Below are 13,633 nucleotides of genomic sequence, written 5' to 3'. Positions count from 1 at the left end.
CCGGCCGGCTGGTGGACGGGCCGTCAGCGGCAGCCGCAGGAGCGGCGGATGACCAGGGCCGAGGGGAACTGCTTCAGGCGCTCGCGGCGGGAGCCCGCCACGCGCAGGGCGTCGTCCAGGACGAGGTCCACCGCGGCGCGGGCCATCGCGGGCCGGTCCGAGGCGATCGTGGTCAGCGGCGGGTCCGTCAGCGCCGCCTCCTTCACGTCGTCGAAGCCGGCGACCGCCAGCTCCCCCGGAACGTCGATCCGCAGTTCGCGGGCCGCCCGCAGGACGCCGATGGCCTGGTCGTCGGTGGCGCAGAAGATCGCCGGCGGGCGGTCCGGCCCCGACAGCACCTCCAGGGCGACGGTGTACGCGTCGTAGCGGTTGTACGGGGCCTCGAAGAGCCGCCCCTCCACCGAACGCCCGGCCTCCAGCATGGCCCGCCGCCAGCCCTCGACGTGGTCGGCCACCGGGTCGCCGACCGACGGGGTGTTCTCGACCCCGCCGATGCAGGCCACGTACGGGTGCCCGTGCTCCAGCAGGTGCCGGGTGGCGAGCTGCGCGCCGCCGATGTCGTCGGTGATCACCGCGACGTCGTCGATGGCCTCGGGGCGCTCGTGCAGCAGCACGATCCGGGCGTCCCACGCCTCGATCTCGGAGGCCGCGCGCTCGCTCATGCCCTGGCTGACCAGGATCAGCCCGGAGACCCGCATGCCGAGGAACGCCCGCAGGTAGTGGACCTCGCGCTCGTCGCGGTAGTCGGAGTTGCCGACCAGCACCATCTTTCCGCGCTCGGCGGCGGCCTGCTCGACCGCGTGCGCCATCTCCGCGAAGAACGGCTGCCGGGCATCCGGGACGATCATGCCTATGAGGTCGGTGCGCCGGGACGCCATCGCCTGCGCGACCCGGTCCGGGCGGTAGCCCAGGTCCTTGATCGCGGCGAGTACACGCTCGCGCGTGGCCGGGGCAACCGGCCGGGGTCCGTTGTTGATGACGTAGCTCACGACGGCGGTAGAGGTACCCGCAAGTCGCGCCACGTCATCCCGCGTCACCTTGGCCACGCGCGGAAGTCTACGCGGGGTGACCTACCTCTGGGCAGGGCGTCCGGCCGAGTGGATGCTCACAGGTGCTTCCTCCATCCGGGGGAGGTCGGCGGGCTCCGGGGACTCCGCTGCGGCGGCGGGCTTCGCGGCGGCCTTCGAGGCCGCCTCCGCCGCCGCCCGCTCGACCTTCTCCGGGGTGACGAAGCGGTAGCCGACGTTGCGGACCGTGCCGATCAGCGACTCGTGCTCGGGGCCCAGCTTGGCGCGCAGCCGCCGTACGTGCACGTCGACCGTGCGGGTGCCGCCGAAGTAGTCGTACCCCCACACCTCCTGGAGGAGCTGTGCGCGGGTGAAGACCCGGCCCGGGTGCTGGGCGAGGTACTTCAGGAGCTCGAACTCCTTGAAGGTCAGGTCCAGGACCCGGCCCTTCAGCTTCGCGCTGTACGTCGCCTCGTCGACCGACAGGTCGCCGTTGCGGATCTCCATCGGGGAGTCGTCCGAGCCCAGCTGCTGGCGGCCCGTGGCCAGCCGCAGCCGCGCCTCGACCTCGGCCGGACCGGCGGTGTCGAGGAGGACGTCGTCGATGCCCCAGTCGGCGGTGACGGCCGCGAGGCCGCCCTCCGTGACGACGAGGATCAGCGGACAGCCCGGTCCGGTGGAGCGGAGCAGCTGGCACAGCGACCGCACCTGCGGCAGGTCGCGGCGGCCGTCGACGAGGATGACGTCGGCGCCGGGGGTGTCCACCAGGGCGGGGCCCTCGGCGGGGGCGACCCGGACGTTGTGCAGCAGCAGGCCGAGTGCGGGCAGCACCTCGGTCGACGGCTGCAGGGCGTTGGTCAGCAGCAGGAGGGAGCTCATGCCCGACCACCTGCCCAGCTCGGGTGGTCGTGCACGTGCACGGTTCGCTGGTCCATCACGTCGGTTCCTCCTCGGTCCCGTCGAGGACGTGCGTGGTACTGCTTCGTACGACTACTGCCTGGCGTCCGCCCGGCCCCCGCGCCCGTGGGGTCCGGATGGATACCACTGTTCTCGGTCCGTTCAACGTGCTGAAAGCACAAAAGGACCCGGGGGCTACGTTGCCCGGATCCTCTACGCCGCCAGAATAGCCCACCGGCCCTTTCGCGGCCGAGGCCTCGTCGCACCCCGTTCTGTGGTTCGCGACACGCCTTCCCCCAGCGTATGCCCCGGTTTCACCGGATCGGTGGACCCCCGCACGGGTACCGGGGCGCACACGGGGCGCGTCGGGGTACGCCGGGGGGCAGGGCCGGAGGGGTCATCATGGAGGCCGACGGTAGAGAGCCGACGATGGCGACGATAGGAGCTGCAGTGGCAACCGGAACCATCCGCTACTGGGCGGCGGCCAAGGCCGCGGCCGGGACGGCGGAGGAGCCGTACTCGGCGCGCACACTGGCCGAGGCGCTCGACGCCGTGCGGGAACGCCACCCGGGAGAGCTGACACGGGTCCTGCTGCGCTGCTCCTTCCTCGTGAACGACGAGCCCGTGGGCAAGCGTCCCCACGATGCCGTGCTGCTGACCGAAGGGGGCACCGTCGAGGTGCTTCCGCCCTTCGCGGGCGGGTGAACGGGAACCGATGAGCACTCCGGAAGAACAGCGCCGGCAGCAGCAGGCCGCCGATGACCAGCAGGACCCGTACGGGACCCAGACCTGGCAGGCCGACACCTGGGACACCAGCTACCAGCCGGTGCAGCCGCCGCTGGGCACGGTGCCCGGGCAGCCGGCCGCGCCGCAGGGGTGGTTCCGCGAGGAGGCCGCCCCGCAGCCGCAGCAGCCGCAGCCGCAGCAGCAGGAGTGGGGCGCGCAGGGCGGGTGGCCCACGGGCGCCGGTGCGCCCGACGCCCCTGCCGAGCAGACGGCGTACCTGCCGCCCTACCCGGGGCCGGAGGCCGTACAGCAGCCGCAGCAGCAGCCGATTGCGCCGGACGGGTGGTTCCGCGAGGAGGCCGCGCCCCAGCAGGTGCAGCAGCAGGCGCAGCAGCAGTGGGGTACGCAGGGCGGGCAGGCGGAGCCGTGGCCGGTGAGCCCCGGCACCTCCGCCGGCGCCGCCGAGCAGACGGCGTACCTGCCGCCGTACCCCGGGCCGGAGGCCGCCCAGCAGCAGCCGCAGCAGCAGCCGATGGCGCCGGACGGGTGGTTCCGCGAGGAAACCCCGCAGCAGCAGCCCCTCCAGCCGCAGCAGCACCAGCAGCACCAGCCCCAGCAGCCCCTGCCGCAGGCCTGGGACGCCGAGTCCACCGCGTACCTGCCGCCCCAGCCGGCCGCACCCGACCCCGCCGCCGAGCAGACGGCGTACCTCCCGCCGGTCCGTGAGGGTGCCGCCGAACAGACGGCGTACCTTCCGCCGGTCCGTGAGGGTGCCGCCGAGCAGACGGCGTACCTCCCGCCGGTCCGTGAGGACGCCGCCGAGCAGACGGCGTACCTTCCGCCCTACCCCGGCCCCGACGGCGCCGGGGCGGCTGCCGCTGCCGTTCCCGCCGCCGCCCCCGCCCCGGCGGCGGCCGGGCCCGCCGCCGAGTACTCCCCCCCGACCCTGGGCGGCAACACCATCCGCGCCGTCGACCCCGCCCAGGCCCGCGCCGAGGGCCGCTCGCCGATCATCGACCCCGGTCCGCAGCCGGCCATACTGACCGCCGCCCTCGGGCTGCTGCTGGCCGCGGCCGCCGCCTTCGGGGACTTCGCCCTGCTGCTCCCGCTGATCGCCCTCCAGGGCCTCACCGCGGCCGGCTGGTTCCGCCTGAACGGCATGTGGCCCGCCCGTCAGGGCATCGCCCTCGCCTTCCTCGGAGCCCTCGTCGCGGACGCGGCGGTGCTCGCCGTGGACAGTACGTACGGCCCCGGCGCGATCATCGGCACCCTCGGCGCCTGGGTGCTGCTCACGCTGGTCCTCCAGCTGCGCAGCCACGCGGACCCCGACGAGCGGATGTACGGGCTGATGGCCTCGGTGGCCTCCGCCGCCCTGGCGATCGTCTGCGCGGGCTTCCTCGCGGCCGACGGCAAGGCCGTCAGCGTGGGTGCGGCGGCCGTCGCGGTCGCCGTCTTCACCCGGGCCCTGCCGCTGCCGACCGTGCCCTCCGTCGGCGTCTCGCTGGCCGCCGCGGCCGGTGCGGGCATCGCGGTCGGCACCGTCACGGGCCTGGGGGCCGGCGGGGCGCTGCTCGGTCTCGCCGCCGGGGTCTGCGCCCTGGTCGGCCTGCGGGTGGCGGCGTACGACTACCCGTCGAAGTTCGTCCACATGACGGCCGGGGTCGCGCTGCCGCTGGCCGTCGCCGCCCCCGCCGTGTACCTGATCGGACGGGTGGTGGGCTGATCCGCGGGCGCTGACGGCGGCCTCACACCGGGCTCACGGCCGGCCGTGGTCCACTAGAACGCACGTACCGACTAGTAGGGGGAGGGCACGTGCGTTTCCTGCGCGTCGTCTTGATCATCGGAGTGGTTCTGGGGGCCCTGTTCGTGGGGGCGGACCGCTGGGCCGTCGGCTACGCCGAGAACCAGCTCGCCGACCGCATCCAGGCGCGGCAGGGGGCCGGGGGCAGCGCCGAGGTGGAGATAGAGGGCTTCCCCTTCCTGACCCAGGCCCTCAGCCACGAGCTCGACCGCGTGAACCTGAAGCTGAGCGGCGTCGAGGCCACCGCGGACGGCCGCAAGACGCGCCTCTCGCAGATCGACGCGAGCTTCCGCGAGGTGAAGCTGAACGGCGACTACACGGGCGGCACCGCCCGGCGCGCCGAGGGCAGCGCGCTGATCTCGTACGAGGACCTCACCAAGGCCTCGGACAAGGGCGTGGTGCTGACCTACGGCGGGTCCCCGGGCAAGGTGAAGGTCACCGCGACGCTCGACTTCCTCGGCAAGTCCGTCACCCGGCACGTCGTGTCGACCGTCGCCCTCGTCGACGCGAAGGACGGCAAGGGCGGCAAGATCGTCCGGGTCCGCGCGGACGAGGTCCCGGGCGAGGGCCTCCCCGGGATCGAGCGGGAGATCCGCAAGCGGACCGACTTCGACCGCCGCCTCGACGGCGGACTGCCGTCCGGGCTCGGCCTCTCCTCGCTGACCTCGGACGAAGCCGGTGTCCACCTCAGCCTGAGCGGTACGGACGTGTCGCTGGCCGGATCGTGAGACGGCGCGGTCCGATCCGCAGATAGGACGACCGTACGAAGAGCCCCGGAAGGCCTCCAGACAGGCCTCCGGGGCTTTCTCGTCCCATCATCCGGACGATCCTGTCTCGACATATGACACACCGGTGACAGGGCGGCCGATTCGTCCCTACGATCCATGCCTATGAAGCATCAGCAGGCGGACCTCACGAAGCGGCGGGCAGTAGACCTGTGTCGCGTCGCCGCCATGCTCTGTCGCGCCATGTGAGGTGTGAGCCTTCCGCTCCACCGGCCGGAACGACGGCCTTCATCCGCGTGACCGCACCCGCCTCCCGCCCCTGACGCCTCCCCGCGCAGGGACCGAGCGCGACATCCCGGAACGGCGCGCCACCGCACCGCCCAGCCCCGCAGCAGCACCAGCACAGCCCCGCCGCACACTGCCCCGGAGGAGAACATCATGAGCCGCAGCGACGTCCTCGTAGACGCCGACTGGGTCGAGGCCCACCTGAACGACGCCAACGTCGTCATCGTCGAGGTGGACGAGGACACGTCCGCCTACGACAAGAACCACATCACCAACGCCGTCCGGATCGACTGGAAGACCGACCTCCAGGACCCGGTCCGCCGTGACTTCGTGGACCAGGAGGGCTTCGAGAAGCTCCTCTCCGCCAAGGGCATCTCCAACGACGACACCGTCGTCCTCTACGGCGGCAACAACAACTGGTTCGCGTCCTACGCCTACTGGTACTTCAAGCTCTACGGCCACCAGGACGTGAAGCTCCTCGACGGCGGCCGCAAGAAGTGGGAGCTCGACTCCCGCGACCTGGTCGACGGCAAGGATGTCCCGAACCGCCCGGCCACCACGTACAAGGCCAAGGCCCAGGACACCTCGATCCGCGCCTTCCGCGACGACGTCGTGGCCGCGATCGGCTCCCTGAACCTGGTCGACGTCCGCTCGCCCGACGAGTTCTCCGGCAAGCTGCTCGCCCCGGCGCACCTCCCGCAGGAGCAGTCGCAGCGCCCCGGCCACGTGCCGAGCGCCCGCAACATCCCGTGGTCGAAGAACGCCAACGACGACGGCACCTTCAAGTCGGACGACGAGCTGACCGCCCTCTACGAGGCCGAGCAGGTCGACCTGGCGAAGGACACCATCGCCTACTGCCGCATCGGCGAGCGCTCCGCGCTCACGTGGTTCGTGCTGCACGAGCTCCTGGGCCAGGAGAACGTCAAGAACTACGACGGCTCGTGGACCGAGTACGGCTCGCTGGTCGGCGTGCCGATCGAGCTCGGCCCCAACAAGTAACCCTGCCGGGCACGCAGGGCCCGTAGTGGCCAGCCCGTAGTAGCCAGTACGACCTCTCTAGGACAGGACAGAGAACATGTGTGGAGCACAGATCGGCGGGCCCGACCTCGCGACGCTGAAGCCCGGTGAGACCGCGATCCAGGGCCAGATCACCCAGGGCGGCGAGCCGGTGTCCGGATACGTCCGGCTGCTGGACTCGACCGGCGAGTTCACCGCCGAGGTCCCGACCTCGGCGACGGGCCAGTTCCGCTTCTACGCGGCCACCGGTTCCTGGACGCTGCGCGCGCTCGTGCCGGGCGGCACGGCCGACCGCAGCGTCGTGGTCGCCGAGGCCGGCGGCGTGACGGACGTGGCGATCGCGGTCTGAGCACCGGCGGTCTGAGCACCGTACGCCTGAACGACTGACCGGCCGAAGGGCCGCACCCCCGGGGGTTGGACGCCACTGGAGCGGGGTGCGGCCCTTCGTGCCGTCCCGGGGCCTTGCGGGCGGCGCCGGCCGCTCTACGCTGGAGGCATGTACGCCCGGCGCCGTCGCGCCTACTTCCTGCTCATGGGCGGATGCCTGTTCCTCTTCGTCTCCGCCTGGTCCTTCGTGCGCCTGTGGTCGGTGGAGGCCGCCGTGGCCCTCTGCGTGGTCGCCATGGTCATCCCGCCGGTCGCCGCGATGGTCGCGAACCGGCGCGGCCCCGAAGACCGCTGGTGGGACGACCCCTCGGGGGATCCGAAATCGGACGAGTGGTGGGACGAACTGGACGGAAAGCGGCGGCACGAGGACTGAAACCCGCCTATATAAAAATGTAATAAGGGTACGTACAACTGGTTCCCGCTGCGGCCGGTCTTGGCTTTGCGCAGGTAAGTCAACCGGCGCCTTCCAGTCCTGTGGGGGGACCTCCTTTGGAACCAGAACAGACCGTTGCCGAACTGCCCGCACCGGGGGAGAGTGAGGGCGCGGGAATTCCGGGACCGGCCCTTCCCGCCGCGCCCCGGCCTCGACGCCGCGGGCGTACGACGCTCCTGATCGCCGCCGCCCTCGTACTCGGCGCCCTCGCCGGCACGGTCACCGGTTACGCGGTCCAGTTCCACCGCGAACCGACCCCGCTGCCCCCGCTGGCGCAGCAGGGGCTGGACACGCCGAAGCCGCTGGCCGCGGACACGGAGACGACCTTCAAGTCGATCAACGCCAACCGCTGGCACAAGACCGACGACGACCTGACGAAGCTGCTGCTGGCGCCGCCGTCGGGGGCGAAGGTCACCGTGCCGCCGTCCTTCGAGTCGCTCGACTTCTTCGCGGCGCCCTTCGAGAACCCGGAAGCGGCCCTGCGGGACTTCGCCACCGGCGTGCGCCGGGTCGCGCTGACCGCGTGGGTGACGGACGGCCGGTACTACGTGGACGTCCGGCTCATCCAGTTCGCCGAACTGGAGGACGCGGACGACTACCAGAAGCAGCAGGCCGAGTACATGCCGTTGGCGAAGTTCGCCGGCAACCCGGGTGTGGCCGTTCCCGGCGTGCCCGACGACCTCGGCCACGTCTGGGTGGACTCGAAGGTCCAGCAGAAGGCCGGCTACGAGCCGATCCGCGGTGCCCGCGCCGTCGTCCGGCGCGGTGACGTGGTCATGGAGATCTTCTACAACGACAACCGGGGCGCGAAGATCGCCGAATCCGACGTCATCGACCTGGCCAAGCGACAGCTGGAGCGACTGTGACCGAGCCGACGAACGACCCGAAGACGGCCGCGCAGACCGCCGTGCAGACCGCGGGGCAGACCGCCGAGCAGACCGCCGTGCCCGCCCCCGACGCCGCGGCGCCCGCCGCCGTCCCCGCCGGGAGCCGCGTCAAGGCCGGCCCGCTGGTGGTCGGCGTGCTCAGCCTGGCCGTCCTGGTGGGCGCCGGGGTCTGGGCGTCCGCCACCGTCGAGGACGCCGACCGCAGCGCGCCCACCGCCTACTGGGCCCCCGCCGGCACGGAGCCGGGGAAGACGCCGGAGCCGGAGAGCGTGCCCGCCAACGCGGTGTCGGCCAAGCTGCTCCCGGTGCCCTCCAGTTACGAGCTCGGTCCCGACTTCGGGGTCCAGGGCAACGACTTCGTCGTCTCGGGCGACAAGGCCGTCGAGGGCTTCAAGGAGGTCCGCAAGGGCCTGTCCACCACGGAGCGCAAGATGCGCGACGAGCTGCTGGCCGATCTCAAGCTCAAGGGCCAGGCGGGCCGCACGTACATGAAGTGGGGCGGGAACCTGGTCGTGGAGGTCAGGATCCTCCAGGCCGACCCGCAGGCCCTGAACGCCTTCGCCGGGATGTCGAAGAAGTTCCTGGAGGTCCTCGGGGACGACCGCGAGGGCCCCAAGGTGGACGGGTACCCGGACGCCAAGTGCTCGCTGCTGGCCGTCGGCGAGGAGAAGGAGGAGAAGATCGACTCCGTCTACTGCGTGGCGGTCGAGGGCGACGTGATGGTCGACTTCCGTGCCTACGGCCCCAAGTCCGGCTTCTACACGACCGACGCGGTCGACTTCCTCAAGAAGCAGCTGAACCACCTGAAGTCCCCCGGGGAGTCCGCGTGACCGAGCAGCACACCACCCCGGCGGAAACGTCTCCGCTGGACACCCCGCCGCCCCCGCCCCCGGCCGACGCACCCCCGGCCCCGGCCGACGCACCCCCGGCCCCGGCCCCCACCGCTGCCGCCCCCGCCCCCGCCGCCCCCAAGGACCGCCGCAAGCTGTTCGCGGCCCTGCGCTGGACCGCCGCCGTCCTCGTCTTCGGCGCCGCCGGCACGGGGGCCGCGTACGGCGTCGTCCAGTCCGACCGCACCGACCTCCCCGGCCTCGCCACCCTCGGCGACGGCCGCTGGGAGTACCCGGCCCTGGCCAAGCCCGCGCTGCCCCCGGGCGCCGCGCTGCCCTTCGCCAAGGACAACGCCGACGGCATCCACTACGCCGGCCTGACCCAGCTGCTGCTGCCCGCGCCGAAGGGCTCCGTACCGGACGCCGCGCTGAAGCTGGAGAAGGACTCGGCCGTCTCCGTGGACACCCTCATGGAGGAGTACGAGGGGAGCGCGCGCGAGAAGCTCAAGCAGGGCCTCGCCGACAACGGCCTGCGCCAGGCCGTGGCCCGCGGCTGGACCACCCCGGACGGCACCCGTACCCGCATCTACCTGCTGCGCTTCCACTCCTCCGGCTTCGCGGACGCCTTCGAGGGCTGCGGCGCCGACATGAACCTCAGCGGGGTCAACCGCATCGAGACCGACTCCGTCTGGGGCAAGGCCAAGGTCGACCAGGGCGCCCCCGACACCACCGGCGTGACCGTGATGGAGGAGTCCGCCCCCGTCGGCGACGACATGGTCCGGGCCGCCTGCGTCCAGTCCGGCGACGTCCAGGCCGTGATCCTCCAGACCCGCAAGGGCACGGTGCCCGCCGTCCCCCTCCACCAGACGGTGATCCTCCAGCACCAGCTGCTGCGCTGACCCGGCTGCCATACGGGCGTACGGCCTACCTCACACAGTGCGCCGGTCCCCGGGCCAGTAGGCTTGGGGACCGGCCCGTACCCCGCCATCGAATCCTCCGAGGAGCACCCCGTGCTTGAGGCAGTCTTCACCTCCCTGCTGGTCCTGGTCTGCGTCGGCGTCATGGCCTTCACCGTCCTGGCCGTCAAGAAGCTGTACCAGGGTCAGCGCTGAGCGTCCGCCCAGCCGACCGCCCCGGAACCCCTCAAACAGATCGCCTGAGCAGCCAACCATGATCCAGATCCCGTCGGACCTGAACCCGGGTCTCGTCCCCCTCGCCTTCCTCCTCGGAAACTGGGAAGGCGCCGGCGTCTTCGACTTCCCCGGCGAGGAGAAGTGCAACTTCGGCCAGGAAGTCGTCTTCAGCCACGACGGCCGGGACTTCCTGGAGTACACCTCCCACACCTGGGTCCTCGACGCCGAGGGCAACAAGGTGCGCCCGCTGGAGTCCGAGTCGGGCTACTGGCGCATCGACGCGGACCGCAAGGTCGAGATCGTCATGGTCCGTGACCAGGGCGTCGTCGAGGTCTGGTACGGCGAGCTCGCCCACCAGAAGCCCCAGATCGACGTCGTCACCGACGCGGTCGCCCGCACGGCCGCGTCCGGCCCGTACAGCGGCGGCAAGCGCCTCTACGGGTACGTGAAGAGCGACCTCATGTGGGTCGGCGAGAAGGCCACGCCCGACGTCGAGCTGCGCCCCTACATGTCGGCCCAGCTGAAGAAGGTCGTCACCCCGGAGGAGATCGCCGACATGGCGCGCAACCTCCCGGAGCTCCCGGAAGACGGCATCGCCTTCTTCCGCTGAGCCCCCCGCGCCGGATCCCGCCGGCCGGGCGCACAGCCGTACGAAACGAAGGGGACCGCGGACTCGCCCGCGGTCCCCTTCGCGCGCTTACACTGGCCGGGTGGTGACCACCGACTGGAAGAGCGACCTGCGGCAGCGCGGATACCGGCTGACACCGCAGCGGCAGCTTGTGCTGGAAGCGGTCGACGCCCTGGAGCACGCCAGCCCCGACGAGATCCTCGTCGAGGTGCGCAAGACCGCCTCCGGGGTCAACATCTCCACCGTCTACCGCACCCTGGAGCTCCTGGAGGAGCTCGGCCTGGTGTCGCACGCCCACCTCGGGCACGGGGCCCCCACCTACCACCTCGCCGACCGGCACCACCACATCCACCTCGTCTGCCGGGACTGCACCGACGTCATCGAGGCGGACCTGGACATCGCCGCCGAGTTCACGGCGAAGCTCCGCACCACCTTCGGCTTCGAGACCGACATGAAGCACTTCGCGATCTTCGGGCTGTGCAAGAAGTGCGCCGCCCGGCGCGCGGCCGACCCGGACGGGCCGGAGCAGCCGTAGCCCGTGCCGCAGCCCGTGTCGCGGCGCGCGGCGGGAGCGCCCTGGGGGGCGTCCGGGCGGGGTCGTACGCTTGGTGGCATGACCAGCAGCCCCTTGCTCCATCTCCCCGGCGCCGTACAGGCCGAAGGCCGTGACGAGGGCGTCGCCGCCCACTACGGAGAGCTCTACGGCGAACAGCGCGCCCTCGCCGACGGCCGAGGTTTCGTCGACCTCTCCCACCGCGGTGTCGTCACCGTCACCGGGGCGGACCGCCTCAGCTGGCTGCACCTGCTGCTCACCCAGCACGTCACCGACCTTCCCGCCGGACAGGCCACCGAAGCGCTGATCCTGTCCGCGAACGGCCACATCGAGCACGCCCTCTACCTCGTCGACGACGGGGAGACGGTGTGGGCGCACGTCGAGCCCGGCACCCAGGAGGCGCTGATCGCCTACCTGGAGGCGATGAAGTTCTTCTACCGCGTCGAAGTGGCCGACCGCACCGCCGACTTCGCCGTCGTCCACCTCCCGGCCGGCTCGATCGCCGAGGTCGCCAAGGAACTCGCCGTACGCGAAACCCCGTACGGCCGCGACGTGTTCCTGCCCCGGGACGGGCTGGAGGCCTTCGCCGCCACGCACGGCCCCGCCGCCGGACTCCTCGCCTACGAGGCCCTGCGCGTCGAGGCCCACCGCCCGCGCGTCGGGCTGGAGACCGACCACCGCACCATCCCGCACGAGCTGGGCTGGATCGGCACCGCCGTGCACCTCCAGAAGGGCTGCTACCGCGGCCAAGAGACCGTCGCCCGCGTCCACAACCTGGGGAAGCCGCCGCGCCGGCTGGTCTTCCTGCACCTGGACGGCTCCGAGGTCCTGCTCCCGGCGCACGGCACGCCCGTACGGCTCGCCGCGGACGGGGAGGAGGGCCGCCAGCTCGGCTTCGTGACCACCGCCGTGCGCCACCACGAGCTCGGCCCGATCGCCCTCGCCCTGGTCAAGCGGAACGTGCCCGTGGACGCGCCGCTGCTCGCCGGGAACACGGCCGCCGCGCAGGAGGTCGTCGTAGCGCCGTAGCGCCGTAGCCCCGGCGCGCGCCGTAGCTCCCGTACGCCGGGGCCGGCGCCTCAGACGTCGATGACGATGGTGAACGGGCCGTGGTTGGTCAGCGAGACCCGCATGTCCGCGCCGAACCGGCCCGTCTCCACCGTCGCGCCCAGCGCGCGCAGCTGCGCCACGACCTCGTCGACCAGCGGCTCGGCCACCGGGCCGGGCGCGGCCGCGTTCCAGGTGGGGCGCCGGCCCTTGCGGGCGTCCCCGTAGAGCGTGAACTGGGAGATCACCAGCAGCGGCGCGCCGATGTCGCTGCAGGACTTCTCCGCGTCCAGGATCCGTACGGACCACAGCTTGCGCGCCAGCACCGCGGCCTTCTCCGGGGTGTCGTCGTGGGTCACCCCCACCAGGACGCACAGCCCCTCGCCGACGATCTCGCCGACCGTCTCCCCGGCCACGACCACGCTCGCGCCGTCCACCCTCTGCACCACTGCTCGCATACCACCTGTGTACCAGGCGTGCACCCGTCCGGGGCCGATCGGGTGCAGTGGGACTGCGTCGGCACCACGGAGAGTGGCACCATGCACGCAGGCGGTGCCCCCTGCACCGGTCGAGGGGACGGATACGAACGATGAACACCTCTGGTACCTCCGCACCTGCACCCGCGTCACCCACGTCACCCGCGTCACCGACGTCGCCCGGCGGGCGGCCTCCCGCGCAGCGCACCGGCGACGGCCCGGGCCCGACCACCCAGGCCACCCCCGCCACCGCGCTCGGCCTGCCCGAGCTGCGCGCGCTGCGCCGCGACGCGCAGCGCGACGAGGCCGACCTCAGTTACGTCCGCAGACTCCTGCAAGGCCGCATCGACATCCTGCGCGCCGAACTCGCCCGCCGGACGGACCCCGAGGCGCCGGTCGTGGACCGGCTCTCCGAGATCCTCGCCGACGCGCCGTCCAGCCGCAGCGCCTCCGCCCGGCACGTCACGCTCGGCACCCCGCACAACGAGGAGTTCCGGCTGCTGGCCGCCGAGATGCTCTCCGACGTCGAACTGTCCGACCTGGAGGCCCGTACCGACGCCGAACTGCACGACGGGATGGCCCGGCTGGTGCGGTACGAGCAGCAGGTCTCGCGCCGCCGGCAGCAGCTCCAGCGGATGGCGGACGACTCCAGCGCGGAGATCACCCGCCGCTACCGGGAGGGCGAGGCGCAGGTGGACGACCTGCTGGCCTAGGGCCTGTCGTCAAACTCCCGTCTGCCCCGCGACGCCTGGCACGCGCTCTCGCCGCACCGGGCGAAAGCCAAGTACGTCCAGTACGCGG

The 13,633-nt window shown here is 72.2% G+C and carries 17 protein-coding genes; 14 read left to right on the top strand and 3 right to left on the bottom strand.

Annotation, left to right across the window (positions count from 1 at the left end; genetic code table 11):
- Positions 1-23 precede the first annotated feature (23 nt).
- Positions 24-1,046, bottom strand: coding sequence for a LacI family DNA-binding transcriptional regulator (locus ABZZ17_RS33760; protein ID WP_356881984.1), 1,023 nt, complete (start codon positions 1,044-1,046; stop codon positions 24-26).
- A 24-nt stretch (positions 1,047-1,070) separates the two neighbouring features.
- Positions 1,071-1,886 carry a response regulator transcription factor gene (locus tag ABZZ17_RS33755; protein WP_356881982.1) on the bottom strand — a complete coding sequence of 272 codons (816 nt, stop codon included), beginning with the start codon at positions 1,884-1,886 and terminating at the stop codon, positions 1,071-1,073.
- Between the two features lie 468 nt (positions 1,887-2,354).
- Between ABZZ17_RS33755 and ABZZ17_RS33750 the strand changes: the two genes are divergently transcribed.
- From ABZZ17_RS33750 to ABZZ17_RS33690, 13 genes are all read left to right on the top strand, one after another.
- Positions 2,355-2,609 carry a MoaD/ThiS family protein gene (locus ABZZ17_RS33750; protein WP_356881980.1) on the top strand — a complete coding sequence of 85 codons (255 nt, stop codon included), beginning with the start codon at positions 2,355-2,357 and terminating at the stop codon, positions 2,607-2,609.
- Between the two features lie 553 nt (positions 2,610-3,162).
- Positions 3,163-4,353: a hypothetical protein gene (locus tag ABZZ17_RS33745; protein WP_356882047.1), complete on the top strand. Its 1,191-nt coding sequence runs from the start codon at positions 3,163-3,165 to the stop codon at positions 4,351-4,353.
- An 89-nt stretch (positions 4,354-4,442) separates the two neighbouring features.
- Positions 4,443-5,159: a DUF2993 domain-containing protein gene (locus ABZZ17_RS33740; protein WP_356881978.1), complete on the top strand. Its 717-nt coding sequence runs from the start codon at positions 4,443-4,445 to the stop codon at positions 5,157-5,159.
- A 156-nt stretch (positions 5,160-5,315) separates the two neighbouring features.
- Positions 5,316-5,405: an Ms5788A family Cys-rich leader peptide gene (locus tag ABZZ17_RS33735; RefSeq protein WP_356881976.1), complete on the top strand. Its 90-nt coding sequence runs from the start codon at positions 5,316-5,318 to the stop codon at positions 5,403-5,405.
- 189 nt (positions 5,406-5,594) lie between these two features.
- Positions 5,595-6,440 (top strand): sulfurtransferase, encoded by an 846-nt coding sequence (locus tag ABZZ17_RS33730; RefSeq protein WP_356881974.1) that lies wholly within the window; start codon positions 5,595-5,597, stop codon positions 6,438-6,440.
- Between the two features lie 76 nt (positions 6,441-6,516).
- Positions 6,517-6,807, top strand: coding sequence for a DUF1416 domain-containing protein (locus ABZZ17_RS33725; protein ID WP_356881972.1), 291 nt, complete (start codon positions 6,517-6,519; stop codon positions 6,805-6,807).
- 147 nt (positions 6,808-6,954) lie between these two features.
- Complete coding sequence (locus ABZZ17_RS33720; RefSeq protein WP_356881970.1) at positions 6,955-7,218, top strand: DUF3099 domain-containing protein; 264 nt, start codon at positions 6,955-6,957, stop codon at positions 7,216-7,218.
- Positions 7,219-7,334: 116 nt separating this feature from the next.
- A complete protein-coding gene (locus ABZZ17_RS33715; RefSeq protein WP_356881968.1) occupies positions 7,335-8,144 on the top strand; it encodes a hypothetical protein in 810 nt (269 codons plus the stop codon).
- Entirely contained in the window at positions 8,141-8,995 is an 855-nt protein-coding gene (locus tag ABZZ17_RS33710; RefSeq protein WP_356881966.1) for a hypothetical protein, read from the top strand. The genes ABZZ17_RS33715 and ABZZ17_RS33710 overlap by 4 nt, the downstream gene beginning before the upstream one ends.
- Entirely contained in the window at positions 8,992-9,894 is a 903-nt protein-coding gene (locus tag ABZZ17_RS33705; protein WP_356881964.1) for a hypothetical protein, read from the top strand. Before ABZZ17_RS33710 ends, ABZZ17_RS33705 begins: the two co-directional genes overlap by 4 nt.
- Positions 9,895-10,165: 271 nt before the next feature.
- Entirely contained in the window at positions 10,166-10,738 is a 573-nt protein-coding gene (locus tag ABZZ17_RS33700) for an FABP family protein (RefSeq protein ID WP_356881962.1), read from the top strand.
- A gap of 100 nt (positions 10,739-10,838) precedes the next feature.
- Positions 10,839-11,291: a Fur family transcriptional regulator gene (locus ABZZ17_RS33695; protein ID WP_356881960.1), complete on the top strand. Its 453-nt coding sequence runs from the start codon at positions 10,839-10,841 to the stop codon at positions 11,289-11,291.
- Positions 11,292-11,369: 78 nt separating this feature from the next.
- A complete protein-coding gene (locus ABZZ17_RS33690; RefSeq protein WP_356881958.1) occupies positions 11,370-12,338 on the top strand; it encodes a folate-binding protein in 969 nt (322 codons plus the stop codon).
- Between the two features lie 50 nt (positions 12,339-12,388).
- Here the strand turns inward: ABZZ17_RS33690 and dtd are convergent, their stop codons facing one another.
- Positions 12,389-12,814: a D-aminoacyl-tRNA deacylase gene (gene dtd, locus ABZZ17_RS33685; protein ID WP_356881956.1), complete on the bottom strand. Its 426-nt coding sequence runs from the start codon at positions 12,812-12,814 to the stop codon at positions 12,389-12,391.
- A gap of 131 nt (positions 12,815-12,945) precedes the next feature.
- Between dtd and ABZZ17_RS33680 the strand changes: the two genes are divergently transcribed.
- On the top strand, positions 12,946-13,545 hold the full coding sequence (locus ABZZ17_RS33680; RefSeq protein ID WP_356881954.1) for an AmfC protein: 600 nt from the start codon (positions 12,946-12,948) through the stop codon (positions 13,543-13,545).
- Positions 13,546-13,633 lie beyond the last annotated feature (88 nt).

Source organism: Streptomyces sp. NPDC006512, assembly GCF_040611935.1.
Lineage (GTDB): Bacteria > Actinomycetota > Actinomycetes > Streptomycetales > Streptomycetaceae > Streptomyces.
This window is presented reverse-complemented; position numbering and strand designations above follow the sequence as displayed.